The sequence below is a fragment of the Streptomonospora sediminis genome (assembly GCF_054778995.1).
On record NZ_BAAGYZ010000005.1, the window covers coordinates 231055 to 256148 of the forward strand.

The window sequence follows — 25094 nt, forward strand, 5'->3', positions numbered from 1 at the left end:
GGAAAACTGCGACACATTCACTAGAATGGATCCATGGCAGGAACACTCGGATATAGCTTGCGCGTCCACCATGTATTTCAACGGAAGTTTTCTTCTCCTGAATTGGCCCAAGCCCTCCAGGGGTGCCATTGGTACATAATCTCCCGTCGGCCTTCTATAAGAATTTTCAAAGAAACAGTAGACATAAGCGATAACATACTTACTTTGGTAATTTCTTTGCGTTCGGGAGATGGAGAATCCGAGCGCCTTCCTCTGGGAGTGGACCTGAATGGACTCGGGAGGGCCGAGTCAGTAGATGTTCATCCCGACGGCGCGTACTTCTCGTTGCGAGTAGACGGTGATTTGATCCATGGAGATGCCTGGGCACTTGCCTCATTGATGTCGGGTGCCGATAAGGGCATTGCAGGACATGAGGTTATGTACATCGGCCAAGCATTTGGCGACGGATCCAGCAATGCCTGGGAAAGAACCACCAATCACGAGAAGCTACAGATGGTGTACGAGGATCATGCAGGAGAAGATTGGGACATATTTGTTTCTCCGTTGATTTTGAACAAGAGAAATTGGAGTAGCGACGATCATATAGATGACACCGAAGACGGCCCCAGCTTTACTGGCTACTATAAGAACTTTGCCCAAATGGAAGGCGGAGTACTAAAAACATCCGTGGACTTAATCGAACATGCTTTGATATCCCACTTCCAACCGCATTACAATAAAATGCTTATTGAGTGGAATGCAAAGTCTCCAACTGGGGCTATGCAGAAAATGCGAGAAACTGGCTTCCGCCTAGCCAATGTACATCTTGACGGTTGGTATGGCCTGGCTAGATTCTACTCCCGCGTGCAACCGGAATTTCTAAGAAGCCACTTCATTTCTCGCAGCACGGTGAACTTTGATAAAGAAAAGCATGAAGTTAAGACATCGGGATTGGAGGGATGGGCTTACCAATCAGGGCACGACATGTTCTCAACACTCGCAGAGAGCGCCGATATCCAATTAAGAATATTTGGCGATGAAGCTCCGGAGGTGCGGCGCCCACCAGAATTCGTTCTTCGCGACCGTCCTTCGAAAAGTCATTTTTTTAACGTCGTTGATGAGACCTCTTCGGTACGGCGTGAGATTGAGGAGTCTCGGCGAAGCATAGCTGAAGAGGAGGTAAACCCAGGAATCCCTGAATCGCCGACCTATGACTCCGCACACGGAACGATAAGTATTGCCCGCGACCTCATCACCGGGGAAGACTGCTCGTGGAAACTACATGACGAAACTGGGGTTAAATCCGGATTAGTACTCGGAAACGAAGGCGAGGGCAAAACCAATACTCTCTCAGTTATCATGTATGAGGCGCTTAGGTCGGGAAAGTTTTTCATTATTCCGTCAACTTGCGGCGATTCTCGCGAGTACGGCGAAATATTCAATTCCCTAAGCCCGCCGGACTGGATAGCCACAAACAATGAGGAGGCGCTGACCAACTTATTCAGGGTAGCCGACATAGTTGATGCCAGAAATTCAGTGGGAGGGTACGAAATACTAGGAAGGCGAGGCCCTGGAATACTATTCTGTATCGACGACGCGGATAGCGTATTGAATACCGATGCTGGATACCGGTGCGCAATGAAGATTTTGAGTGAAGGCGGGTCCGCGGGAGTCGGTTTCATACCTGTACTTCGTGATATTCACTCATTAGCTCGAAGAGCTGGACTCATTGAGCGTTTGATGGAAACAACTAACAAAATGACGCTAATGTCGGATGTCGGCCCGTACTACCTTATGGATTTGCAGGCGACATACGGGAAGAAGCGCGATTCCACTTATGACGATACCAACAACGATCTTGCTTTCATTCTTACAAGCAGCAAGAGTAGAGTATGCCTAGGTCTGCTTTGCAAGGTAGCAAGCCCCAACTTGAGTAAGCAGCAGGCCAAGCAATGGGCGCACGAATTTCTTTCTTCCTATGGCCATGGACCTATTGGCTGGCAGGATTATAAAGGTTACAGTCGCACCTTCGGTGCACTATCGGCGACCATGTGGGAGGTTCGCAAACATCCAGATGCATGGACATTAGTCTATCTGGTTTCTAACCACGGAATACGGCAGCCTATTGAGCAGCTTGAGTCAATTCAGTGGTCATATAGACAGATAGAGCAGCGATTCGACGTCAGATTGACGCCTTGGACTCGGGGGCCAGGCATGGAATGGGATGTCACCACACTATATGCCAATTCGACCGGCAAGATTGAACTGAGGAATCCAAATCACAAGAAAACCGTTGATTTAATTCGACACCTATATTGATACCGGCCGGGTTAATCTATTGACATATGCCTGCTCTTCAGTGGAAGGCACGTCCTCATTTCCTTTTTAGAGCCGCCGTGCTGATGCCGTCAACGGATCCGCTAGTGGCACTGCACGCTGCACCAGGTCATGCGCTCGGCCGGTCCTCCTTGGCTTCCCCAGCTCTTGGCGACGGCGTTGACCAGGCTCAGGCCGCGGCCGTTCCCGGTGTCGGGGTTGAACTCGGCTATGTAGGGCGTGCAGGTAGTGGCGCCAGCGTCGTGGACGGTGATCAGGACTCCCTCGTCGTCGGTGTGCTCAAGCATGACGAGGAAGCCGGTCGTCCAGGTGCCCGACTCGGTGTGCTGGATGGCGTTGGTGGCGAGTTCGCTAGCCACAAGGACGGCGTCGTCGGTGGCGGGGCAGTCCTGGAGGCGGTTGGCGATGAACCGGCGGACCTCGCGTACGGATGACCTTGAACCGGGGAACCAGCGGCAGGCGGCGACTCGGGGGCGGTCGGCGTCGTTGGGGTGGAGGGTCATACGCCTCACCTCGGTGAGTTCGGCAGATCACAAGACAATGAGCTGCATGACTAGTACTATAAGTACGGCTACCGTACATTAGGTGCCTGGTACTTGCACTACGTTTGGAAGACAATTAGTGCGACTAGTGATGTCGACGTGAGGTGAGGAGACGCCATGTTCGGACTGGCGGTGCGGTTCACGCTGAAGGACGAGGAGAGCGGGTCAGGCTTCGATGCCCTGGTGGCGGAGACGCTGCCGCAGATCCGCGAGAGTGAACCGGGCACGCTCGTCTACGCGGTGCACCGAGTGGAGGACAAGCCGCTGGAGCGGTACTTCTACGAGCTGTACCGCGACCGGGACGCCTTCGACAGTCACGAGGAGCAACCGCACGTGAAGCGGTTCCTCGATGCACGCGGCCAGTACCTCGCATCCGTCGAGGTGGACTTCCTGACGGTGCAGGACGCCAAGGGAGTTACCGGGTGAGCAACGAGTATCAGAAGGCGCTCGGGCGCAAGATCGCCCAGCACCGCAAGCGGCGCGGGCTCTCGCAACGGGAGTTCGCCGGCCTCGTCGACCGCTCGGAAGCCTGGGTCTCCCAGGTCGAGCGGGGCGTGCGCCGTATCGATCGCATGTCGGTGCTGGAAGCCGTCGCCGACGTCCTGGAAGTGCCGCTCTCGGAGCTGGCCGCTGAGTCGCCGATCGTCGCCGCGTCCGCCGAAGAGGCGCCCGGTAGTAGTCGCCTCCGCCTGGTTCTGAGCCGTGCTCACGCGCTAAGCGCCATCCTCGGCACCGGCGGAGGTGTCAGTCCCGATGTGGATGGGTTGCGCCAACAGGTGGACGACGCATGGGACCTGACCCATTCGAGCCGGTACGTGGAGTTGACGGAACTCCTAGAGGCTCTCGTGCCCGAGTTGGAGGCCGCGGCGCGTTCGGTCCCCAACGGTGAACGCATCCCCTTGTTCCGGCTGCTCAACGCCACCTATCAGTCATGCTCCTCGGCGCTGACCAAACTGGGCGAGTACGAGGCAGCCTGGATCGCGGCTGATCGGGCGATCACGGCGGCCGAACGGGCGGATGAGCCCTTGCTGATGGCCGCGGGTGAGTTTCGGCTGTGCCTGACCTTCCAAGGTGCGAGTTACTACGAACAGGTGGAAGCGACCGCCGGCACTTCCTGCGAAGCTCTCTCGCCTTTGGCCGACCAGGGCGACCGCGAAGCCATGTCGCTCTTCGGGGCACTGACCCTGCAACGCGCTGTCGGTGCCGCTCGGCGCAACGAGGCGACCACCGCCTACCGGCACATTGCGCAGGCTCGCTCGGTGGCTGAACGCCTGGGCGGTGACCGCAACGACTACAACACCGAGTTCGGGCCGACCAACGTGTCCCTGCACGAAGTCGCGGTCGCCGTAGAACTCGGAGATGCCGGGGTGGCCTTGCGGGCCGCTGACGGGGTCGATACCTCGGGGCTGTCGTCGGAGCGGCAGGGGCGGTTCCTCATCGATGTGGCGCGTGCCCACCTTCAGCGGCGCAGTGCGGATTCGGCCGTCTCGGCTCTGGAGCGGGCCGAGCAGATCACGCCTGAGCAGGTGCGCAGCCATCCGCTGGTACGGCAGACGCTCGGTGACCTTCTCACCATCCAAGATCCCCCGGGACCTGCCCTGCAAGGGCTGGCCAGACGGGCGGGCGCACTCTAAGTACCAACTAACACTTGAAGTACTAGACAAAACTAAAAGTACGGGTTAGCGTGTGGGTTATCGCGATGGCCTTCCTGTTCTGGAAGGGGCGATGGCCCACACGCTTTCGTATGTCCGGCCCCGGTCACCGGGCCGTAGAGAGGTGCAAGCATGGCGATTCAGGGTGGTCTGCCGGCGGAGTTCGGGACGGTGTTCCCGCACGGTGCTTACGCGCTGGGAGTGGAGCCGATCACCGATTTCGAGACCAAGCGGCCCCAGCTCGACAAGAACACCGGGCTTCCGCTGTGGGCGGTGGATGTGATCGACGCCGATCCCGAAGCCCGCGGCAAGGCCAAGAGCGTGAAGGTGAAGGTGGCCGCCGAGCACTGCCCGACCCTGCCCGACGAGGTGCCGGGGCTGCCGTTTCGGCCGATCGAGTTCGAGGCGATGACGGTCGTGCCCTACGTGGACGACTCCGGGCGCCGTCCCCGCGTGGCCTACTCGCTGCGCGCTCGGGATGTGAAAACCCCCGGCGGCTCGGCCTCGCGCAAGGCACCCGCCGGTGCCGCCTCCGGTGCGGGCGCCAAGGATGCGGCCTGACAACGCCGGAGACGTAAACGGGGCGGCCTGGTGCGCCAACACCTTCGGCCGCCCCTTCAACCCCCTGCGAGACCTGTGAAATCCCTGGAAGAGGTGTGTTCCCAGTATGTCCGATCAGCCTGCGCGGGTCAGCATCCGCGAGATCACCGCGTTCATGGACGCCCTGCGCGCCCACCGCACCGCCGTCTTCGACTCCGGTCGGCCGTCCCCGGATGCGGGCCTGCTGGCGTGGAAGTCATCCATCCTCGACCGCATCGCCGCCCAGACCACCGATACCGAAACCCGTGCGGTGGCCGATCAGGCACGGGCCGACCTGGCCGCCGCCCGCGCTGATGCCGGGATCGGAGGTGAGCGGTGATGCTGCGCAACTCCAAGGCGGGCGCCACCCAGGTCCAGCCGACCGCGCCGGTTCCGGCCCAGACCATCCGCTTCACGACCCCGGTTGTGGAGACGCCGGGGTTCTTCATCCTCACCGGGTGGCTGTGGCGGTTCCTGCGGATGCTGGTGCTGCTGCCCCTCCAGTTCCCCATCACCATGGGTGCTGTCGTTGCCTCGGCGACTGCCTACGTCCTCTTCGGGTGGGTCGGTCTCGGCGTGCTGTGGACGGTGGTCGATGTCGGGTTGCTGGTGTGGTGGCGCCGCTGGCCGGAGACGTTCACGGTGCATGTGGCGCTGCGGGTGCTGGCGACCTGGCGCCGGTTCTGGGTCTACCGGCGGCACTGGCAACCCGTGCTGGTGGTCTCCGGGCTGGCCGAGTCTTACCTTGAGCGGCAGTACCTGCCCCAGATCCGGGGCGTGATCTGCTCGGCGTGGGCGGATCGGGTGCGGGTGAAGCTGGTGGCCGGCACCGCCCCATCCGAGTTCGAGAACCGCGTAACCGAGCTGGCGCACGGGTTCGGTGCCCCGTCGTGCCGGGTGGAGGTGCGCGGGCCGCGGGATCTCGTCTTGGAGTTCCCCCGGCGGGACATGCTGGCCGACCCGATCGACGCGCTCCCGGTGCCTGATGACCCCCGGGACGTGGACTTGGCCGCGCTGCCCGTGGGCCGGTGCGAGGACGGCCGACCGTGGCACCTGCGGCTGCACGCCACCCACGTGCTGACCGTGGGCGTCACGGGCTCGGGCAAAGGCTCGGTGCTGTGGTCGGCCATCCGCGCCATGGTCCCGGCCATTCACGAGGGGATCGCGCAGGTGTGGGCGATCGATCCCAAGCGGATGGAGCTGTCCTACGGGCGGGCCCTGTTCGCCCGGTATGCCGATGACGGGGAATCGGCGGTGGAGCTGCTCGAAGCCGCGGTCGGGGCGATGCAGGAACGCGCGCAGCGTTACGCGGGCACCCAACGGGTGCATGTCCCCTCGGTGCAGGATCCGTTCACGGTGGTGGTCCTGGACGAGGTCGCGTTCCTGACCGCCTACCACCCCGACCGCGACGTGCGCCGCCGCGCGGAGAACGCGATCGCGACGCTGACGAGTCAGGGCCGCTCGGTGGGGTTCTGCGTGCTGGCCGCGCTGCAGGATCCGCGCAAAGAGGTCATGAACCTGCGCAACCTCTTCCCGGACAAGATCGCGCTCCGGCTCGACGAGGCCTCCCAGGTCGACATGGTCCTCGGTGAAGGTGCCCGGGACCGCGGCGCCAACGCCCACCTGATCGCGCCGGAACTGCCGGGGGTAGCGTTCGTGAAGCTGGAAGGCTCCCCGGTCCCGGCGCGGGTGCGGGCGGCCTTCGTCTCCGATACCGACATCGACGCCATGGCCGCCGACGCTGCGGGGGTGGGCTGATGCCGACCCCGACCGGCAAGACCACCCGGGCCGAACGCCAAGCCCAACCCTTGGCGCGTGAGGTCGCCGAGCAGATCGCGGCCGACAAAGGGGTCTGCATCCGGCCCGTATCGCTGCGCCGCACCGACATCACCACGGGATCAACCGAGATCGTGGATGTTCCGTGCGGGTCCACGCTGGAATCGCGGTGCCCGGCGTGTGCCAAGCGCAAGCGCTCCATCCGGCGCAGCCAGTGCGAGGAAGGCTGGCACCTCGCCGAAGACCCGACCGTGGAACCCGATGATCCCTCCGATGTGCAGCGGGCGTGGGTGGAACAGCGGGCCATGGTCACCGCGCAACGGGACGCTCTGGTGAGGGCCGGCGGTGCCGACCCCGATCAGGTCGCCGAACTCGATGCGGCCATCGCGGACCTGGATGCGGAGATCTCCGCCTCGGGTATGCGGGGGTCGGTCTCCCGTGGCGCGTCCTCCTCGTCGGCCACGTCCCGGCGGGTGCGCTCCACACGGCGGCGCCAGGACGCGCCGGACCTGCCCAAGCGGCAGATGGCGAAAACGACTGTGGGCCGTGCCTACGAGGATCCGGCGACCGGCAAGACCTTCCGGCCGTCGCTGTTCGTCACGCTGACCTGCGACACCTACGGGCGCGTGAAGTCGGACGGGACCCCGGTGGACCCGTCGACCTATGACTACCGGCGGGCGGCTCGGGACGCGCTGCACTTCTCCAAGCTCATCGACCGGTTCGTGCAGAACCTCCGCCGTGTCGCCGGCTTCGATGTGCAGTACTTCGCCACCGTGGAACCGCAACGCAGGTTGGCGCCGCACCTGCACATGGCCACCCGCGGCACCATCCCGCGCGCCGAGCTGCGCCAGATCGCCGCGGCCACCTACCACCAGGTGTGGTGGCCCAACGCCGACGAGGCGGTCTATGAGAGCGGAAACCTGCCCGTCTGGGACGAGGGCACCGGGAACTACGTCGACACGGCGACCGGTGAGGTACTGCCGTCGTGGGACGAGGCGCTGGACGCCCTGGACGCCGACCCTGCGGCCGAACCCATGCACGTCGTGCGCTTCGGGTCGCAGGTGGACGCGAAAGGCGTTGTGGCCGGTAGTCCGGATGCCGACCGGTGCGTGCGCTACCTCGCGAAGTACCTGACCAAGGACATCGCTGAATGCCACGAGGTCACCACCGACACCCAACACCGCCACGTTGACCGCCTCGTGGAAGCGCTGCGGTTCGAACCCTGCTCCCCGCGCTGCGCGAACTGGCTGCGCTACGGCATCCAACCCGACAACGCCAAAGCCGGGATGGTGCCGGGGTTCTGCCGCTCCAAAGCCCACCGCCGCGAACACCTCGGCTACGCCGGACGCCGGGTGCTGGTCTCGCGCAAGTGGTCGGGAAAGACCGTCGCCGATCACAAAGCGGACCGGCTGCGCTGGGTCCTGGACACGCTGGGCGTGGATCCCGACGCCGACCCCGACGAGGGCCAGGCCGCCAACGCCGCTCCCGCACTCGCCTCGGTGTCCTCCGACAACCACGCCTGGGAACTCGCCCGCCCGACCGACCCCGACGTCCCGCCACGCGAACACCGCCTACTCCGCGCGGTCGGCGAAGCCCTCAAACGCCGCACCCAGCTCGACGCCGTTCGGCAACACCGACCCGACGATCTTCCGGCAACCGCAGAAAGGGCCGCATGACCGACGCGACCGTTCGCGAAAAGACAGAAGCCTACCGGGGAGAGCGGCTGTGGTCGGTGAAGGATGCTGCCGGGTTTCTCGGCGTTCCTGTAAAGACGCTGTACCAGTGGCGGTACACGGAGGTCGGTCCGCCCTCACACCGCATCGGACGGCACATCCGGTACGTCCCTGCCGAAGTCCGCACGTGGGTCCTCAAGCAGCCCTGAGTCGTCGCGTAGAAGGGAAGGTGCACGGTGGCTAGGGCTTGGGTCTACGACCGTCAGAGAAACAAGGCGTACCGCGAAGCGGTCGCCAAAGCAAAGGCAGAGAAGCGTACCCCGCCCGCACGCTGGCACGTCCGGTACTACGATCCGGAAGGACAGCAGAAGAGTGCAGGGACGTTCAAGAAGAAGACCTCAGCGGAGGCTCGGCAAACCGAGATGGAAAGCCAGCTCTCGGAAGGCGCCTACCGGGATCCCGCACTCGCAAAGATCCGCGTTGGCACTGTCGCCGAATCCTGGTGGAAGTCCAAGACCGACCTCGAAGAGGGCTCGCGCAATCTCTACCGCGACCACTTGGACAACTATGTCCTCCCGCGCTGGGGTGGCGTCCGTGTTTCGGCAGTGCGCTATCAGGACGTGGCGGACTGGGTGCTCACGCTCCAAACCGAACCCCGCAAGGGCGGCGACAAGCCGATCGGCGCTGCGACCATCCGGGGTGTCCACCTGGTCTTGCTCTCGGTCCTGGAATGGGCGGTCAAGAGCGAGTTCGTCACCCGCAACCCGGCGCGCGGCGTACCGCTGCCCAAGCTGCCGCCGCGCGGTCACGTCTACCTGTCGCATGTGGACGTGGAACGGCTCGCCCTGGCTTCCGGCAAACACGCGACGCTCGTCCGCTTCCTCGCCTACACGGGTCTTCGCTGGTCCGAAGCGTCGGCGCTGACCGTAGGGCGGCTGAACCTGGACAACCGCCGAGCGCACATCGACCGTGCATACAAGGACAACAAGGGCAAGCTGACGCTCGGTCTGCCCAAGAAAGGAGAAGTCCGGTCGGTGCCCATTCCGGCCTTCCTCGTCGCCGAGCTGGGCGCACTCGTCGGCGACCGTTCGGCGGACGACCTGCTGTTCACCGCTCCACGCGGCGGGCCGATATGGCTCCGCAACTGGCGTCCCCGCAACTTCAACAAAGCCGTCCAAACCGCCGGCCTCGGCGGGCGCGGACTGACGCCGCACAAGCTTCGGCACACCGCTGCCTCTCTCGCCATCGCGGCGGGGGCGGACGTCTACGTAGTACAAACCATGCTCGGGCACCGCAAGCCCAGCATCACCCTCGACACCTACGGGCATCTCTGGCCGGACCGGTTGGACGAGGTGGCGGACGCTCTCACAGTCAAGCGAACTGAACACCTGGCCAAGCTGACGGAGGCTGAGCGGAAGCGCGCTGCCTGACCAATGTGTAATGAATGTGCAACGGCCGTCCGGCGGGTGCCGGGCGGCCGTTGTGGTTGCTGCCCTGACCTGCGGGTTCGGGCGCTATTGGAGCCGACGAGGGGAATCGAACCCCTAACCTATCGCTTACAAGGCGATTGCTCTGCCTATTGAGCTACGTCGGCTGGTGCGGTCCCCAGTGTTGGCTGGGGCGCACAATGGCATGCTACCGGGTTTGGATCAATGCCCGGGCGCGGATCGGCGGCGGGTGACCTCGTAGAGGGCGACGCCGGTGGCGACCGAGGCGTTGAGGGACTCGGCTCCGCTGATGGGGATGCGCGCCACCTGGTCGCAGGTTTCGCGGACCAGGCGCGACAGGCCCTTGCCCTCGGAGCCGGTGACGATGACGAGCGGGTCGGTCGCCACATCCATGGCATCCAGGGAGGTTTCGCCGTCGCCGTCGAGGCCTGCCACGAACACGCCCGTGCTCTTGTAGGCCTGCAGGGTGCGCGTGAGGTTGGTGGCCTGGGCGACGGGGAGCCGGGCCAGGGTGCCCGCGGAGGTCTTCCAGGCGGCGATGCCCACACTGGCGGCGCGGCGTTCGGGGATCAGCAGGCCGTGTGCGCCGAAAGCCGCCGCGGAACGGGCAACGGCGCCCAGGTTGTGCGGGTCGGTGACCCCGTCGAGCGCCACGATGAGCGGCGCGGCGCCGGACTCGCGGGCGGTGGCCCGGGCGGCGTCGAGCATGTCGGCCGGATCCCAGTAGCGGTACGGGCGCGTCTGCAGCGCCATCCCCTGGTGTGCGGCGCCCGGCTGGCCTTGGCTGTCGCAGCGCCGGTCCAGTTCCGACTTCGGGACCTCGCGGATGTCGAGGCCGGCCTCGCCCGCCAGGCGCGCGGCCTCGGTGACCCGTTCGTCGGCGTCCAGGCTGTTGGCAACGAACAGCCGCGTGGCGGGCAGGCCCGCGCGCAGCGCCTCGATCACCGGGTTGCGGCCGACGAGCAGGCCGGGCCCGTTGGCGCCCGCCACACTGCCCGTGCCCGGGCGGGTGGCCTGGGGCTGGGCACCGCCCTTGTCGCCACCCCCGCTCTTGCCGCCGTCACTCCGGCGGGTAGACGCGGCAGCGCCCGGCTTCGCCGAGTCCGCGGCCGGACGCTTCTTCCTGGCGTACCAGTGCCGTTCCTCGGCGGGAGGGGTGCCCTTCTTGCCCTCAAGGGAGCGTTTCCCCTTGCCGCCGCTGCCCTTCGTGGGGCCCTTCTTGCTCTTCTTCGCCGGCATGGCTGCCGTCCTCATCCTTCGGTTGCCGCTTCTGGTGGCGCGCGCCGCCCGCAGGCCCTGCCCGAGCCGCTACCCCGCCGTGGTGCCGCCCCGCCGTTGGCCCGTTGCCCGCACCCGGGCGACCCGGCCACCAGGGGCGCCCGTGCGGACGCGGCGGCGTGCTACGGGCCTTGATGGACCTGCTGCGGTACCGGCCGGTCCCGCCGGCGCCGAACCCGTGTCGCCGGTGCGGGGCCGCGGCGCGGTGCGCGATCGGTTATTGTCCGCGGCCTACCCCCATGGTCGCCCATGGTGACGAGTGTCTGCGCCATCGGCGGTGGCTGCGCCGCCACCGCCCGGGGGAGTCAGCCGCGCCGCAGTTCCCAGCGCGGCCCGCGCGGGGTGTCCTCGACCACGATGCCGGCGGCGAGCAGTTGATCGCGGATCGCATCGGCCGCCGCATAGTCCTTGCGCTGGCGTGCCGCCTGGCGCTGGTCGAGGGCGACCGCGACCAGCGAGTCGACGACGTCGCTCAGCCCGGAGTCGCCGGTGCCCGCCCAGGTTTCGGACTGGGGGTCGAGCCCCAGGACGCCCATCATTGCGCGCACCCGGGCGGCGAGTTCGGCGATCCGCTCCTTGGCGCCCTCGGTGATGGCGGTGTTGCCATCGCGAACCTGGCCGTGCACGACGGCGAGCGCCTGGGAGACACCGAGGTCGTCGTCGATCGCCGCGGCAAACTGATCGGGCACCTGCGGCGCGGGGTCGGTGGCGCCCACGACCTCGGCTGCGCGGGTCAGGAAGCCCTCGATGCGCTGGTAGGCGGCCGCGGCCTCGTGCAGCGCTTCGTCGGAGTAGTCGATGACGGAGCGGTAGTGCGCCTGCGCCAGGTAGTAGCGGAGTTCGACCGGGCGCACCTTGCGCACCATGTGCGGGATGAGCAGCGAGTTGCCGAGCGACTTGCTCATTTTCTCGCCGCTCATGGTGAGCAGCCCGTTGTGCAGCCAGTACTGGGCAAAGCCGTCGCCGGCGGCCTTGGACTGGGCGATCTCGTTTTCGTGGTGCGGGAAGACGAGGTCGAGCCCGCCGCCGTGGATGTCGAAGGAGCGGCCGAGGTACCGGGTGGCCATGGCCGAGCACTCCAGGTGCCATCCCGGCCGGCCGCGCCCCCACGGGGTTGGCCAGTCGGGTTCGCCGGGGCGGGCGCCTTTCCAAAGCGCGAAGTCGCGCGGATCGCGTTTGCCGGAGTCGTCGTCGGTATCGCCGGCGCCGCGCATCTGGTCGGTCCGCTGGTTGGACAGCGCGCCGTAATCCGGGAACGAGCAGACGTCGAAGTAGACGTCGCCGGAGCCGTCGCCGGCCGGATAGGCGTGGCCGCGCTCGATGAGGCGGCCGATGAGCTCGATCATCTCGGGGATGTGGCCGGTGGCGCGGGGTTCGACGGAGGGCGGCAGGCAGCCGAGGATGTCGTAGGCGGAGGTGAACGCGCGCTGGTTGCGTTCGGCGATCTCCCACCACTCGGTGTTCTCGGCGGCGGCGACGTTGATGATCTTGTCGTCGATGTCGGTGACGTTGCGGCACAGCGTGACCTGGTAGCCGCGGTACTCCAGCCACCGGCGCAGGATGTCGAAGTTCACGCCGGAGCGGATGTGGCCGATGTGCGGCGGCGCCTGCACCGTGGCGCCACACAGGTACAGCGACGCACGCCCCTCGCGCAGGGGTGTGAAGTCGCGGACCTGGCGGGCACTGGTGTCATAGAAGCGCAGACTCACACCGCCCAGCCTAGCGGTTCACCCGGTTTCCACGGGTGCCCTATCCACATCCGGACCGCCCCGGGCGGCGGCGCGCGCCCGTGTTGCGCGAAATAGCGGAACCCGATACCGGCAAGAATTGGGCATCCGCAATTCGGCGACGCCGTCCCGGAAAATCGCATCCCAAGCTGCGCTGCGGCTGCCGATCCGTGATCGCCCGGCCGCTCACCACCGTCGAACCGGTCGAATTCGCATTGCGCCACCCGCATCGCCGCAGCGGCCCGCGGCCGGTTTCGGGCGGTACCTCGTGTTCGCCGCGTTCGCTGGGCTACGCTGCTGCGCACCATGGCCGTTAAAAGCTCCTCCAAAACCCCAGGTGCGCGCGCTACCGCCGAACCGCCGCGCTCCGGACCCCCGGTCGCCGCCGTCCTGTTCACCGGCCTGGGTGTCCTGGTGATCGCGGGCTGCGCTGTGCTGCTCTCCTACAACGGCATTTACCAGATCGCCGTGCAGGGGAACATCAATGCCCGATACGCCCATCTCTATCCGGCGGCGTTCACGCTGCTGGTCCTGATGGCGTTCTGGACGAGTTATGTGCTGCGTACGGCGCCGCGCTCGCGCCGGTTGTGGGTCGACGCCCTCATCCTCGCACTGCTGGCACTGGCTGCGGGCACGAGCGCGCTGCATGCCGGCGACATCGTGCTGGTGCCCGGCTTCGCCGTCGTGGTGGCGGCGGTGGCACCGTGGCTGGCGCTGCTGGTGGCGTTCCGGCTCTTCCTGTGGGTGGTGATGCATCTGCGCGGGGAGATCCCGGGGACCGGCCCCCGCCGCCCGCGCGAGCAGCGGCGCCCCGAGCCCGACACCGGTCCCGCCACCGAGCCGCCGCCCGCAGCGGCCGCCCCCGGCCGGCACGGCACCGAGCCCCGGGCAGCGGAGCCCGAGACCGTGCCGCACGGCGAAGCACCGGCCACCGAACCGCTCACCTTCGCGGCCAACGGCGCACACGGCCCGTTGGAATCCGGCGGCGAAGGAGCGCAGCGGCCCGGCGAAACCGAGGCCCCGGACCTGCGCGGGTCCGGCCTGTACACGCCCCGGCCCGAACCGCACGAGCGCCCGGCTCGGCCGGAGCGCCCCACCCGGCCCGATCCGCCCGAGCCGCCGCAGTCCGCGGAGGACCGCAGGCGCCCCGGGTTCCTGGCCCGCCGCCGCGAGACCGCCGCCGCGCAGCGCAACAGCACCCGAGCCGGGGCGCAGCGCGACGGCGACGGTGGTGGCGACGACGAACCTGAGCGGGCCCCGGGGACCACCGGCGCGGACGCCCCTGCGGCAGCCGCCGACCAGCCCGCCGAGCCAACGGCGGACGCCGAACCGGGTGCCGCCGCCGAGGCCGCCGGAGCGACCGAAACCGCAGACAGCGCCGAAAGCACCGGCGCCGCCGCACCGCTGTGGCCGAACGCCGCGGCAGCGCCGGCCGACTCCGAGCCGCAACACGAGCGGGAGCCGGCGCAGCAGGAGCAGGAGCGGGAACAGCCGGGGCCGGAGGGACAGCAGCAGCCGCAGCACGCCGGTAGCGGCCCGCCCGTTGCGCGGCCCGCCAACGACGGCGGCGAGCCGAGCGCGGCCGAATCGGCCACCGCGGTCGACGACACCGCGGTCGGTGACACTGCGGCGGCCGATACGCCGGCCGGCGCCGACTCCCGGGCGGCGGGCGAACCGGCTGCAGCGGATCCGACCGGTTTCCCCGCGCTCGGTATGCCGACGGCCGCCGACCTGCCGCGTGCCGACGAGATTCCGGGCAGCGCTGCCGACCGCCCCGCAGTGGCGGCCGCCGAACCGCGGCCGGCCGCAACCGCCGATCAGGGCGCGGGCGGCGAGCCCGGCGCCCGGACCGGCACCGGTCCCGGCAACTGGGATTCCGCCGAAGTCCGCTCGGCGCCTGCGGCCCCCGCCGCCGAGGGCCCGGCCCCCGCCACCGAGGCCACCGAGCCGCCAGCGGTATCGCCGACCGCGGCCGACGGCACCGACCGGACGGATAGGGCCTCGGCAGGGCAGGCCGAGCCGGTAGCGGCCGAAACGGCACCGGGTGGCGAGGCCCGGACCGCTGCCTCCGCCACCGCAGCTGCCGGTCTCGCGGCCGGCGGGCCCGCCGATACCGCAGGTGCCACCCGCGGCCGGGCGGAGCCGGCGGAAACGGCGGCACCTGTGCAACCCGGGCAATCCGGCGAACACGCGGAACCCCACGAGGCGGGTACCGGCTCCGGGCAGGCCCGTGCCGGCGCTGCCGCACCGGTCGGTACCGCCGCGGCGGCATGGCAGCCGCCGGAGCCGCCGGCACCGGCAGAGCCCGCGGACGCCTCCGGCGAGGCCGGATCCGCCGGTGATCCCGCACCGGCACCCGCAGCCGAGGCCCCCGCCGACCGGGGCGCGCCCGAACTCCCCAGGCGCATGCCCGGAGCCGCCGAGAACCCCATCAAGCGTGCCGCCGGCTCCCCGCCGGCCGAGCCCCCGCCCGGCGCAGGACCGCCCGAGACCGCCGCTGCGGGCGAGCCCGGGGAACCGCCCGCCCTGTTCGCCGGGCCTGGCGAGGACCCCGACGGGTTCGTGCACGATCTGCCGCCGGGCGACCCGACCAGCGACGAGGGCGAACCTGCCGCAGCGGCGGGCGCACCCGCCACAGCGGCCGCACCGAGTGATGGCCCAGCGCCGGAGCAAGGCGCCGCCGACTCCGATCGCCAGGAGCCCCGGAACCGGCCCGGACCGCACGAGGCGCCGCGCGGTCCGGCCTATCCCGCGGCTCCGCCGATCACGAAGCGCCCGATGGTGCTCAAGCCCCGCCGCACCCCGCGCAACCCCCAGCGCAGCACCCCGTCGTCGCCGTTTCCCGCTGATCCGCCGTCCAACCGCGTGCGTAGCGAACCCAGGCCACCCGACGAGTAACCCGCCGCGGGCAAGGGGCGCCGCAGACCCATCGGACACGTGAAAAGGAATCCGGGATCCCTTGGCGCCGCGCCGCGGGTCCTCCGGTGCGATGGGCACCGCTGCGCCATGCCGCGGTCGCCGGCGTGCCGGAGAACCCGGTGCGCGGAAAAGTGGTCCCGGCCGGCCGAATCGGCGGCGGCGTTTCCAGCGGCGCCGCAAGCGGCTGCGAACGGCCGTGAGCGGGCGCACGCCGCGACAGCGCCGCGCGACCTGCGCGCCCCGCCGGTGCCGGCGGCTCAGTCGTCCGCGGGCGCGCACAGGGCGGTGGCGATGGCCGCTATGCCCTCGCCGCGGCCGGTGAGCCCCAGACCGTCGGTGGTGGTCGCCGACACCGTGATGGCGGCGCCCGCGGCCGCCGACAGCACCTGCTCGGCTTCGGCCCGGCGCGGGGCGAACTTGGGTCGGTTTCCGATGATCTGCACCGCGATGTTGCCGATCTCAAAGCCTGCCGCGCGCGCCCGTGCCGCCGCCTCGGTGAGCAGTGCGACCCCCGAGGCGCCGTGCCAGCGCGGGTCGGCGGTGCCGAACTGGCTGCCCAGATCACCCAGCCCGCTGGCGGAAAACAGGGCGTCGCACGCGGCATGCGCAGCGACGTCGCCGTCGGAATGGCCGCTGACACCCGTTTCGCCGGGCCATTCCAAACCGGCAAGAAACAGAACTCGTCCGGACATAAAAGGGTGGACGTCGGTACCGACGCCCACCCTCGGCATTCTTGGCATAAAATGCAGTGTTCTTCGTGGCTTTTGTTTAGTTGGTGAGAACTTCGTCGAGAAGTGCCTCGGCCTTGTCCTCGTTCGTTTTCTCCGCGAGTGCGAGTTCGCTTACGAGAATCTGGCGCGCCTTGGCGAGCATCCGCTTCTCGCCCGCCGAGAGCCCGCGCTCCTTGTCGCGCCGCCACAGGTCGCGCACGACCTCTGCGACCTTGTTCACGTCGCCGGAGGCGAGCTTCTCCAGGTTCGCCTTGTAGCGCCGCGACCAGTTCGTGGGTTCCTCGGTGTGCGGTGCGCGCAGGACCTCGAAGACCCGGTCGAGGCCATCCTGCCCGACCACGTCACGAACACCGACGTCCTGGGCGTTCTCCGCCGGTACGCGTACTGTGAGATCACCCTTGTCAACCCGGAGAACGAGGTAGGTCCTATCCTCGCCCTTAATGGCGCGAGTCTCGATCGCCTCAATACGAGCAGCCCCATGATGGGGGTAGACAACGGTGTCGCCGACCTTGAAAGTCATGTGACAAGTACCCCTTCCGCTACCACCAGGATACCACGAATCTGTGACTTAACGTACCTATTGGGTTTACGTACGCGCAGGTCAGTGCCGCATTCGGGGTCTTGACAAAGCTCCGGCCAGATGCTTCCGGCCCGTCCGGAATAGGTACCTGGCAAGAGCTTGAGCGGCGGCTGTCCGCTGCCCGTGCACGCCCGCGGCGGCCCGCGGGTGACCGGGGCCCCGATGGAGCCCGTCTCTCACTATGGTCTCACCCCGGTCACAACTCGGCGCAGCGGCCGGGGCATACCCGGGGTGCCGCGCCGGGCGCGGGCGGGGCGGTCGTACGGGGACGGAACCCGGCACCGGGCCGGGGGCAAGCGCAACGACCCGACCACCGCCCCGCCGCTGCGGGCGCGGCGTTGCGGCGATGGGAGCCGCAGAGGTGGGCGGTGCGGCAGTGGTGCGCCTGTGCGGCCGAGCCGGACGGGCGGCGGCCCCGCTTTTCCGCCGCAGCCGCCCGAGCGGCCGGGGAGGCCGCCCGGCAGGCGGCCGCCTGCTACGCCTCGGGTTCGTAGTCCTTGGAGCGTTCGCCGGTCACCATGTAGATGAGGTTGTCGGCCACGTGCACCGCGTGGTCGCCGAAACGCTCGTAGAACCGTCCGGCCAGGGTGACGTCCATGGTCGCCTCGACACCGTGCTCCCAGGCGGGGTCGAGGATGCGGGTGAGCAGCCGGCGGCGGAGGCGGTCCATCCGGTCGTCGTCGGCGTCGAGTTCGAGCGCGGTTTCAGCGTCGCGGGCGTTGACGACCTCGCCGGCCTTGATGACCAGCAGTTCGGCCTGGTGGCCCATCTCCAGCACCGTGGAGCGCAGTTCGGCCGGGATGGCGGAGTCGGGGTGGCGGCGGCGGGCGATCTTGGCGATGTGCACCGCGTGGTCGCCCATCCGCTCCAGGTCGCCGGCCATGTGCAGAGACGTGATGATGATGCGCAAATCACGTGCTACCGGCTGCTGCCGGGCCATCAGGTCGAACGCAGCGGCCTCGATCTCCTCGTCGAGCCGGTTGAGCTCCTCGTCGCCGGAAATGACCTCCTGTGCCGCGTTGAGGTCGGCGTCGAGCAGCGCGGTTGTCGCGCGTGCGACGGCGTGCCGGGCAAGCCGCGTCATTTCGACGAGGCGCTCGCTGAGGGCGTCAAGCTCCTCATGATACGTATCGCGCATGGTCTACATCGTCCCAGTTCGTAGCTGAATCATTGCGTAATCATGAGTGAATAATCGCAAAACCTCGGTTGTTAGCCGTGGTCAGCAGGGTAAAGCAGCGCATCCGCGGCTTACGATCGAGACGTGCAAGGAGAACTGCTCGCCGCTATCGCGGGACTGGTCGGCCTCGTGACAGGTGTTGCGGCGGGTCTCGCGTTCCGCATCAGCGAGTCGGGCGGAACACGGTCCCGCGAACCTGTACGGCAGACCGAACTCCCCGCGGGTATAGCCGAGGTGCTGGCCGCGCTGCCGTCCTCGGCCGTGGTCCTCGACTCGGCCGACCGGGTACTGCGCGCCAGCTCCGCCGCACGCGCCTACGGGATCGTGCGCGGCGACGAACTCGTCATCGGCGACCTGTTGGCCCTGGCCAGGCAGGTGCGCCGCGACGGCGTCATCCGCGAGACCGAGATCGAGGTGGCCGTACGCAAGTTCGGCCCCGACTCCACCTCCTTTGCGGTGCGCGTGGCACCATTAGGCGGCACCGGCCTGGTGCTGGTGCTCGCCGAGGACCAGACCGAGCGGCGCCGGGTCGAGGCGGTACGCCGCGACTTCGTCGCCAACATCAGCCATGAACTCAAAACCCCCGTCGGCGCCCTGTCCCTGCTCGCCGAGACCATTGCCGACGCCAGCGACGATCCCGATGCGGTGCGCCGGTTCACCGGGCGCATGCAGCAGGAATCGGCCAGGCTGACAAGCGTTATCCAGGACCTCATCACCCTCTCGCGCATCCAGGGCGCCGAGCCGATGGCCGAACCCGACCGCGTCCCCGTCGAGGTCGTCGTCGACGAAGCCATGGACTTCGTGCGGACCGCCGCCGAAACCAAGGAGATCGAACTCGTCGCCAGCGGCACCGAAAGCGCCGTCGTGATGGGCGACGAGGGCCTGCTGGTCACCGCCCTGCGCAACCTGGTCGCCAACGCGGTCGCCTATAGTCCCGAACGCACCAGGGTATCGATCTCAGTGGAGGCCGTCGACGAGATGGTTGAGATCAGCGTGGCCGACCAGGGCATCGGCATTCCCGCCCAAGACCTGGAACGCATCTTCGAACGTTTCTACCGCGTCGACGCGGCCCGCAGCAGGGCCACCGGGGGGACCGGACTGGGGTTGGCGATCGTCAAGCACATCATGACCCACCACCGCGGCGAAGTGACCGTGTGGAGCAAGGAGGGCTCGGGTTCGACGTTCACGTTGCGTCTGCCCAACGCCCAGACCCGGGACCGTCCGAGCCCCGGCGAAAGAACAAATCAGGAGGCAGCACAGTGACGCGTGTACTCGTCGTTGAGGACGAGGAATCCTACAGCGATGCCCTCTCGTACATGCTGCGCAAGGAAGGATTCGAGGTCGCCGTCGCCCCGACCGGAACGGTTGCCTTGGAAGCCTTCGACCGCACAGGGGCCGACCTGGTACTGCTCGATCTGATGCTGCCGGGCCTGCCGGGCACCGAGGTGTGCCGAACGCTGCGGCAGAAGTCCAACGTTCCGGTCATCATGCTGACGGCCAAGGACAGCGAGATCGACAAGGTGGTCGGGCTGGAGCTCGGCGCCGACGACTACGTGACCAAGCCGTTCTCCTCCCGCGAGCTGGTCGCCCGCATCCGCGCCGTTCTGCGGCGGCGCGGCGAGGACGAGGCCCTGCTGCCCACCGCCCTTGAGGCCGGTCCCGTCCGCATGGACGTGGAGCGGCACGTGGTGACCGTGCGCAGCGAGAGCATCCAGCTTCCCCTCAAGGAGTTCGAACTGCTGGAGGTGCTGCTGCGCAACGCCGGACGGGTGCTCACCCGGATGCAGTTGATCGACCGTGTCTGGGGTGCCGATTACGTCGGCGACACCAAGACCCTGGACGTGCACGTCAAGCGGCTGCGGGCCAAGATCGAAGCCGACCCCGGCAACCCGGAGTTCATCGTGACCGTGCGCGGGCTCGGCTACAAGTTCGAACCGGTGACCGTGACCGAGGAGTAGCGGCGTTCTCGCAGCGGGGACCGTTCACACTTCCACGACGACGGTGAACGGTCCTTCGTTGGTCAGTGCCACCGACATCTTCGCCCCGAACACCCCCGTCTCGACACTGGCGCCGAGGCTGCGCAATTCGTCGACCACGGCGTTGACGAGCGGCTCGGCCACCGGCCCCGGGGCCGCCGCCTGCCAGGTCGGCCGGCGGCCTTTGCGCGCGTCGCCGTAGAGCGTGAACTGGCTGACCACCAGCAGCGGCGCTCCGATGTCCGAGCACGATGCCTCGCCGTCGAGGATGCGCAGGCCCCACATCTTGGCCGCCATCCGTTTGGCCTCGGCGGCCGTGTCGGTGTGGGTGACACCGACCAGGGCGAGCAGCCCCGGTCCGGTGATCTCGCCGGTGGTCTCGCCGTCGACGGTGACCGAAGCGTGTGCCACCCGCTGCAGGACCGCGCGCATGTGTTTCCCTCCCGATGGTTCGTGTGCCGTGCTGGGCCGCGTGGGCCGCGGCCGCGGCCCACGCAGTGCCCGGGCTCCCCCGGCCTGCGGCCGACCGGCGGCGGACCCGCGGCAGGCCCGCGGCAGGCCCGCAGGCGCTTTCGTCAGCGCAGCGTACGGAACTGCCGGGTGTTGGAGATCACCCCGGTCAGTGTCAGCGTGAACGACTTGATGGAGTCGGCGAAGTCCTCCAGGTGCCAGTCGTCGGGTCCGATGTACCAGGGCAGGCCGTCGGCCGCGCTTTCGCTGCCGGCCGACGCCAGGATGGCCGCCCACCGGTCGACGTTGTCGAAGATGATCGCGTAAGGCAGGTACCGCGAGAACAGGCTGACCCGGTGCTGCGGCGCCACGTCCTCGGCGCCGGCGCCCAGCAGGTAGGCGCGGAAACCCAGGGTGTGGGCGAAGACCACGCTGCCCTGGCGCGTCTTGGCGGGCATGAACTGGGCGCCCACGGTCACGGCCGCACCGGCGATAACGACCGCCAGTCCGGTGAAGGCGGCCTGGGTGAAGACGGCCAGCAGCACAGTGAGAACCACACCCAGCACGGTGATGCCGATGCCGGCGGTGGTCCAGCTGTTGCGTTCCAGGTTGGGGCGGTAGGCGAACCACTTCAACCGCACCATGTCACTGTAGAGCTCATCGCGGACCTGGGAGAGCCGCGCGGGGAACTCGCTGCGACCCAGTTCGGAGAGCTTGACCTGGTGCCAGTCGCGGAACAGGGCGTCCAGCAGCAGCCGCTCATAGGCCAGCAGGTCGTCGTCGACGGGGCCCGGGCACTTGTCCAGGCGCCAGTCGGTGGCCGAGAAGTGGGCGTGCGGCAGTTCGCGGATGGTCAGGTGGCCGCGCACCGCCAGGTCGACCACCGTGGCGGTGATATCGACCACGTCGGCCTGCTCGTCGATGAGGGTGCCGATCTGGCCCGGGTGCACGTTGTCGGGGGGCTTGAAGCGGACGGTGTTGGGGTCGGTACCGCCGCCTGCGGCATCCACGGGGGCGCTGTCGCCGGCGGCGGCCTCGGTGCGGAGCGCGCGCTCGTCGCGCCCCCGGACCCGGATCAGCGCGATCAGCCCGCCCACCGGCAACAGCAGCAGCACGCCGAAGACGGTGGCGGTGCCCGGGGTGATGGAGAACGCGCCCTGCAGCGACCAGTCGCGCTCGACGATCGCCTCGCCGCCGACGGCGCCCGCGGGGTAGCCCACGACGATGTAGAGCGATTCGCCCGGGTTCATGTCGGTCTGCAGGAAGCGGGCCAGCACCGCCCGGTGGCCGCCCATGTCGGAGGAGGTGCAGTAGATGGAGCTGCGCGCCTGGCCCGCGGTGCAGGACAGCGCCACCGGCGGCGCGGCGGCGTCGACGACCACGGTGGTCTCGGCGACGGTGCCGCTGTAGCCGCCGACTGCGGCCCACTCCAGTTCGGTGCCGTCGCCCACCGGGTCGACGGCGCCGCGCACGGTGTAGCGCAGCACGACCGCGGAGCGCCCGGCGGTCTCCATCGCGACGTCCAGGGTGGAGCCGTTGCCGTCGGTGGAGACGGGAACCTCGCGGCCGCTGCCGTCGACGGCGGAGACCCCGCTGACCTTGTAGAGCCGGCTGTGGTCGGCGCCGTAGGGCTCGCGGACGGAGAACGTGCGGACGAACTCCTCGGGCGCCTTGCGGCCGAACGAGATGGACTCCTCGGCGTGCAATACGCCCTGTTCATCCAGATTCAACCGGATGGCATTGGTGATCGCCTTGCCGTTGCCGTCGTCGGGCACGGACGCTGGCAGCGATGCGGCGGCGGAAGGGGTGGCGGAGTCGTCCGGGGCCGCGGCCGGCGCCTGCTGCGGTGCCTGCGCCCACGCCGGCGCGGCCGGCGGAGCCGCCAGTACAAGCAGGGTTCCGGCAGCGGCCAGCAGCATAAAGGCCTTGAGCGCGGCTGCGCCCCGTGCCGTTCCTACCTGCCACATGGGGTGAGAGCCTATCGCCCGGCACCGCCCGCGGGGCACGGGCGTCCGGGCACAGCAGACCGCAACCTGCGCATGTCACCGCGGACCGTCATAATCGTGGTGGGTGGGGGGCGGAACGGTTTCCGCCCGGCGCAACAGCAGCGAGGGGGAGGTGGAACGGCGCGTGGCCGAACGCACAGGGATGACCGCGACCGCCGTCCGGCGGCGGCCGACTACCGAAGGCGTCTACGAGCTTCCCCACTACGCCCGCAAACCCCGGCAGCGGTTGAGCCTCGGTGTCACGCTGGTGCTGGTCACCGGGTTGTCCGCGATCGGGTTGGCCGCGTTCATCAGCGTCTCCGCGATGTTCCAGCCCGCCCACGCCGGCCCGGTCGCCGGAGGGTCGGCGGGCGCCGCGCCGGTTTCGGCCAAGCGGCCCGCCGAGCAGCACACCGGCACCGGTTCCCTCACCGAGAACGCGCTCTACAACAGCGGCGCCATGGCCGAGGTCACCTGCCCGGCTCCCGAACTCGACCCCGACGACCCGGCGTCGATGGAGAACTTCCTGCACGAGATCACGGGCTGCCTCGACACCGCTTGGAGCAAGCAGTTCGCGGGTACCGGTGTCGAGTTCGACCCGCCCAGCCGGATCTACTGGTACACCGCCGGGCAGAGCCCATGCGGCAGTTTCCCCTCAACGGGTACCGCGGCGTTCTACTGCCAGGCAAACAAAGGCCTGTACCTGGGTATAGAGGACATCGTGCAGAACTCCGCCGATAGCAAGCACCCCGAGGCCTACACGTTCCTCCTCAGCCACGAATACGCACACCACGTACAGAGCGAGACCGGCATTCTCGGCCACTTCCACGGCGTGCGGACCACCGCTGAAGAGCCCGCCGCCAAGGACCGGCTCACCCGGCGCAGCGAGCTGCAGGCCAACTGCCTGGGCGGGCTGTTCATCGGTTCGGTCGCCCACAGCTATCCGATCGGCGGGCCGGGGCACTCCGCTGTTCTGGCCGACGCCGAGCGGCGCGGCGACTTCGGTCCCGGCGAACGCACGCACGGCTCACCGGAAAACGGCCGGATGTGGACCGCCCACGGCATGGACCGCGGCGATCCTGCGGCATGCAACACCTGGCAGGCACGGAAGGACCTGGTCGATTGAGGTTGCCAACGGCGATGTGCGCGGGCGTGCGGGCGGATGCGCCGGCACAGCCGCCCCGACCGCCCGCAATGTCCCGAGACTCAAGCTGACACGGCGGCTCCTATGGGGACTTTCTCCGGTCCGCATTCCGGAACCGCGTCCGGCCGCGGCTCTGCCCGCCGCCGGACGGCGCTGTATGCCGGGCTCGCGGCACTCGTACTGAGCCTGGCGCTGGTCACGGGCATCACCGCCGACGACTCCGGCCGGCGGCGCGCCGATCCCGCCGCCGATTCCACCGGGTCCGCCGCCGACCTTTCCGGCACGCCGGGTCCAACGGCCGGTACCGGCGGCACCGGCCGCCCCAGCGGGCACGCCGCACTGGTCGACAACCCGCTCTACTCGACGGGGCGGCTGATGCCGCTGCCGTGCCCGGCGTCCGACCTGGACGTGCACGACCCCGCGTCCATGGAGAACTTCCTGAACACGGTCGCCGACTGCCTGGACGACGCCTGGGCCAGGCAGTTCGAACAGGCGGGTATCCCCTTTGACCCGCCGCGGCGGGTCTTCTGGAGCGAGGGCGGCAGGAGCCCGTGCCGCTCTTACCCCTCCACTGCGGGCGCATTCTACTGCCGCGCGGTCGAGAGCATCTACATCGGCACCGGCGACGTGGTCGAGAAGTGGGGCGGCAACGAGGAGAGCGCCGTCTACGCCTCGCTGCTGGCCCACGAGTACGGCCACCACGTGCAGGGCGAGGCCGGGCTGCTGGAGTATTACCACGACCAGCGCGCCGCCGAACCCTCGCGTGCCGCGCAGAACGAGTGGACCCGCAAGAGCGAACTGCAGGCCAACTGCTTCGCCGGGGCGTTCCTGGGGTCGGTCGAGGTGAGCTACCCGCTCAAGGACGGCGACATCGACGCGGTCCTCGACGACGCCGCGGCCACCGCCGACCGCGCCGACGCCCCCGAGGACGAACGCACCCACGGCACCGCCGAGAACAGCGTGCTGTGGCTGGAACACGGCCTGAAGAAGCAGTCGCCGGGCGCCTGCAACACCTGGTCGGTCGAGGACGAATCAGTTCTGCAGTGACCGGGTTGGAGCAGCACGGCCCGGATCGGCGGTGCGCCAGATTCAGCAGGTGCGGCAGGCACGCCGGATAACGCCGGTGGTGCAGGTGCGCCCG

At 68.2% G+C, this 25094-nt stretch carries 22 protein-coding genes and 1 tRNA gene; 14 read left to right on the forward strand and 9 right to left on the reverse strand.

Features of this window, described 5'->3' with window-relative positions; all coding sequences use genetic code 11:
• Positions 1 to 33: 33 nt before the first annotated feature.
• Positions 34 to 2298 carry a hypothetical protein gene (locus ACYVD5_RS01620; protein WP_460999038.1) on the forward strand — a complete coding sequence of 755 codons (2265 nt, stop codon included), beginning with the start codon at positions 34 to 36 and terminating at the stop codon, positions 2296 to 2298.
• A 101-nt stretch (positions 2299 to 2399) separates the two neighbouring features.
• On the opposite strand, the gene ACYVD5_RS01625 is transcribed toward ACYVD5_RS01620, so the two are convergent.
• On the reverse strand, positions 2400 to 2819 hold the full coding sequence (locus ACYVD5_RS01625; protein WP_460999039.1) for an ATP-binding protein: 420 nt from the start codon (positions 2817 to 2819) through the stop codon (positions 2400 to 2402).
• Positions 2820 to 2975: 156 nt separating this feature from the next.
• On the opposite strand from ACYVD5_RS01625, the gene ACYVD5_RS01630 reads away from it, so the two are divergent.
• The 8 genes from ACYVD5_RS01630 (at position 2976) to ACYVD5_RS01665 (ending at position 9968) form a co-directional block, all read left to right on the forward strand.
• Complete coding sequence (locus tag ACYVD5_RS01630) at positions 2976 to 3284, forward strand: putative quinol monooxygenase (protein ID WP_460999040.1); 309 nt, start codon at positions 2976 to 2978, stop codon at positions 3282 to 3284.
• Positions 3281 to 4492 carry a helix-turn-helix domain-containing protein gene (locus ACYVD5_RS01635; protein WP_460999041.1) on the forward strand — a complete coding sequence of 404 codons (1212 nt, stop codon included), beginning with the start codon at positions 3281 to 3283 and terminating at the stop codon, positions 4490 to 4492. The genes ACYVD5_RS01630 and ACYVD5_RS01635 overlap by 4 nt, the downstream gene beginning before the upstream one ends.
• 150 nt (positions 4493 to 4642) lie before the next feature.
• Positions 4643 to 5071 (forward strand): plasmid replication, integration and excision activator, encoded by a 429-nt coding sequence (locus ACYVD5_RS01640; protein ID WP_460999042.1) that lies wholly within the window; start codon positions 4643 to 4645, stop codon positions 5069 to 5071.
• Between the two features lie 106 nt (positions 5072 to 5177).
• On the forward strand, positions 5178 to 5429 hold the full coding sequence (locus tag ACYVD5_RS01645) for a hypothetical protein (protein ID WP_460999043.1): 252 nt from the start codon (positions 5178 to 5180) through the stop codon (positions 5427 to 5429).
• Positions 5429 to 6847 (forward strand): FtsK/SpoIIIE domain-containing protein, encoded by a 1419-nt coding sequence (locus ACYVD5_RS01650; protein ID WP_460999044.1) that lies wholly within the window; start codon positions 5429 to 5431, stop codon positions 6845 to 6847. The genes ACYVD5_RS01645 and ACYVD5_RS01650 overlap by 1 nt, the downstream gene beginning before the upstream one ends.
• The gene (locus tag ACYVD5_RS01655; protein ID WP_460999045.1) at positions 6847 to 8541 is read left to right on the forward strand and encodes a replication initiator; all 1695 of its coding nucleotides are present in this window, start codon (positions 6847 to 6849) and stop codon (positions 8539 to 8541) included. Before ACYVD5_RS01650 ends, ACYVD5_RS01655 begins: the two co-directional genes overlap by 1 nt.
• Positions 8538 to 8747, forward strand: a complete 210-nt coding sequence (locus tag ACYVD5_RS01660) for a helix-turn-helix transcriptional regulator (RefSeq protein WP_460999046.1) — start codon at positions 8538 to 8540, stop codon at positions 8745 to 8747. The genes ACYVD5_RS01655 and ACYVD5_RS01660 overlap by 4 nt, the downstream gene beginning before the upstream one ends.
• Before the next feature lie 27 nt (positions 8748 to 8774).
• On the forward strand, positions 8775 to 9968 hold the full coding sequence (locus ACYVD5_RS01665; protein ID WP_460999047.1) for a tyrosine-type recombinase/integrase: 1194 nt from the start codon (positions 8775 to 8777) through the stop codon (positions 9966 to 9968).
• An 88-nt stretch (positions 9969 to 10056) separates the two neighbouring features.
• Here the strand turns inward: ACYVD5_RS01665 and ACYVD5_RS01670 are convergent.
• The 3 genes from ACYVD5_RS01670 to cysS all read right to left on the reverse strand — a co-directional run bounded on the left by ACYVD5_RS01670 (position 10057) and on the right by cysS (position 12973).
• Positions 10057 to 10132: transfer RNA gene (locus ACYVD5_RS01670), tRNA-Thr, on the reverse strand.
• Between the two features lie 55 nt (positions 10133 to 10187).
• Complete coding sequence (gene rlmB / locus ACYVD5_RS01675; protein ID WP_460999048.1) at positions 10188 to 11225, reverse strand: 23S rRNA (guanosine(2251)-2'-O)-methyltransferase RlmB; 1038 nt, start codon at positions 11223 to 11225, stop codon at positions 10188 to 10190.
• Between the two features lie 344 nt (positions 11226 to 11569).
• Positions 11570 to 12973, reverse strand: coding sequence for a cysteine--tRNA ligase (cysS, locus tag ACYVD5_RS01680; RefSeq protein WP_460999049.1), 1404 nt, complete (start codon positions 12971 to 12973; stop codon positions 11570 to 11572).
• A gap of 324 nt (positions 12974 to 13297) precedes the next feature.
• On the opposite strand from cysS, the gene ACYVD5_RS01685 reads away from it, so the two are divergent.
• Complete coding sequence (locus ACYVD5_RS01685) at positions 13298 to 15889, forward strand: DNA polymerase III subunit gamma/tau domain-containing protein (protein WP_460999050.1); 2592 nt, start codon at positions 13298 to 13300, stop codon at positions 15887 to 15889.
• 278 nt (positions 15890 to 16167) lie between these two features.
• On the opposite strand, the gene ispF is transcribed toward ACYVD5_RS01685, so the two are convergent.
• The 3 genes from ispF to phoU all read right to left on the reverse strand — a co-directional run bounded on the left by ispF (position 16168) and on the right by phoU (position 18359).
• The gene (ispF, locus tag ACYVD5_RS01690) at positions 16168 to 16641 is read right to left on the reverse strand and encodes a 2-C-methyl-D-erythritol 2,4-cyclodiphosphate synthase (protein ID WP_460999051.1); all 474 of its coding nucleotides are present in this window, start codon (positions 16639 to 16641) and stop codon (positions 16168 to 16170) included.
• 37 nt (positions 16642 to 16678) lie between these two features.
• On the reverse strand, positions 16679 to 17161 hold the full coding sequence (locus ACYVD5_RS01695) for a CarD family transcriptional regulator (protein WP_460999052.1): 483 nt from the start codon (positions 17159 to 17161) through the stop codon (positions 16679 to 16681).
• Between the two features lie 535 nt (positions 17162 to 17696).
• A complete protein-coding gene (gene phoU / locus ACYVD5_RS01700) occupies positions 17697 to 18359 on the reverse strand; it encodes a phosphate signaling complex protein PhoU (protein WP_460999053.1) in 663 nt (220 codons plus the stop codon).
• 123 nt (positions 18360 to 18482) lie between these two features.
• Here phoU and ACYVD5_RS01705 point away from each other — a divergent pair, with 123 nt between their 5' ends.
• Together ACYVD5_RS01705 and ACYVD5_RS01710 are read left to right on the forward strand one after the other, a co-directional pair.
• On the forward strand, positions 18483 to 19661 hold the full coding sequence (locus ACYVD5_RS01705) for a sensor histidine kinase (RefSeq protein ID WP_460999054.1): 1179 nt from the start codon (positions 18483 to 18485) through the stop codon (positions 19659 to 19661).
• Positions 19658 to 20356: a winged helix-turn-helix domain-containing protein gene (locus tag ACYVD5_RS01710; protein ID WP_460999055.1), complete on the forward strand. Its 699-nt coding sequence runs from the start codon at positions 19658 to 19660 to the stop codon at positions 20354 to 20356. Before ACYVD5_RS01705 ends, ACYVD5_RS01710 begins: the two co-directional genes overlap by 4 nt.
• A 24-nt stretch (positions 20357 to 20380) precedes the next feature.
• On the opposite strand, the gene dtd is transcribed toward ACYVD5_RS01710, so the two are convergent.
• Positions 20381 to 20806 carry a D-aminoacyl-tRNA deacylase gene (gene dtd / locus ACYVD5_RS01715; protein WP_460999056.1) on the reverse strand — a complete coding sequence of 142 codons (426 nt, stop codon included), beginning with the start codon at positions 20804 to 20806 and terminating at the stop codon, positions 20381 to 20383.
• Between the two features lie 143 nt (positions 20807 to 20949).
• Positions 20950 to 22791 carry a DUF2207 domain-containing protein gene (locus tag ACYVD5_RS01720; protein ID WP_460999057.1) on the reverse strand — a complete coding sequence of 614 codons (1842 nt, stop codon included), beginning with the start codon at positions 22789 to 22791 and terminating at the stop codon, positions 20950 to 20952.
• Between the two features lie 163 nt (positions 22792 to 22954).
• Between ACYVD5_RS01720 and ACYVD5_RS01725 the strand changes: the two genes are divergently transcribed.
• A complete protein-coding gene (locus tag ACYVD5_RS01725; RefSeq protein WP_460999058.1) occupies positions 22955 to 23935 on the forward strand; it encodes a neutral zinc metallopeptidase in 981 nt (326 codons plus the stop codon).
• A 102-nt stretch (positions 23936 to 24037) separates the two neighbouring features.
• Entirely contained in the window at positions 24038 to 25000 is a 963-nt protein-coding gene (locus tag ACYVD5_RS01730) for a neutral zinc metallopeptidase (protein WP_460999059.1), read from the forward strand.
• Positions 25001 to 25094 lie beyond the last annotated feature (94 nt).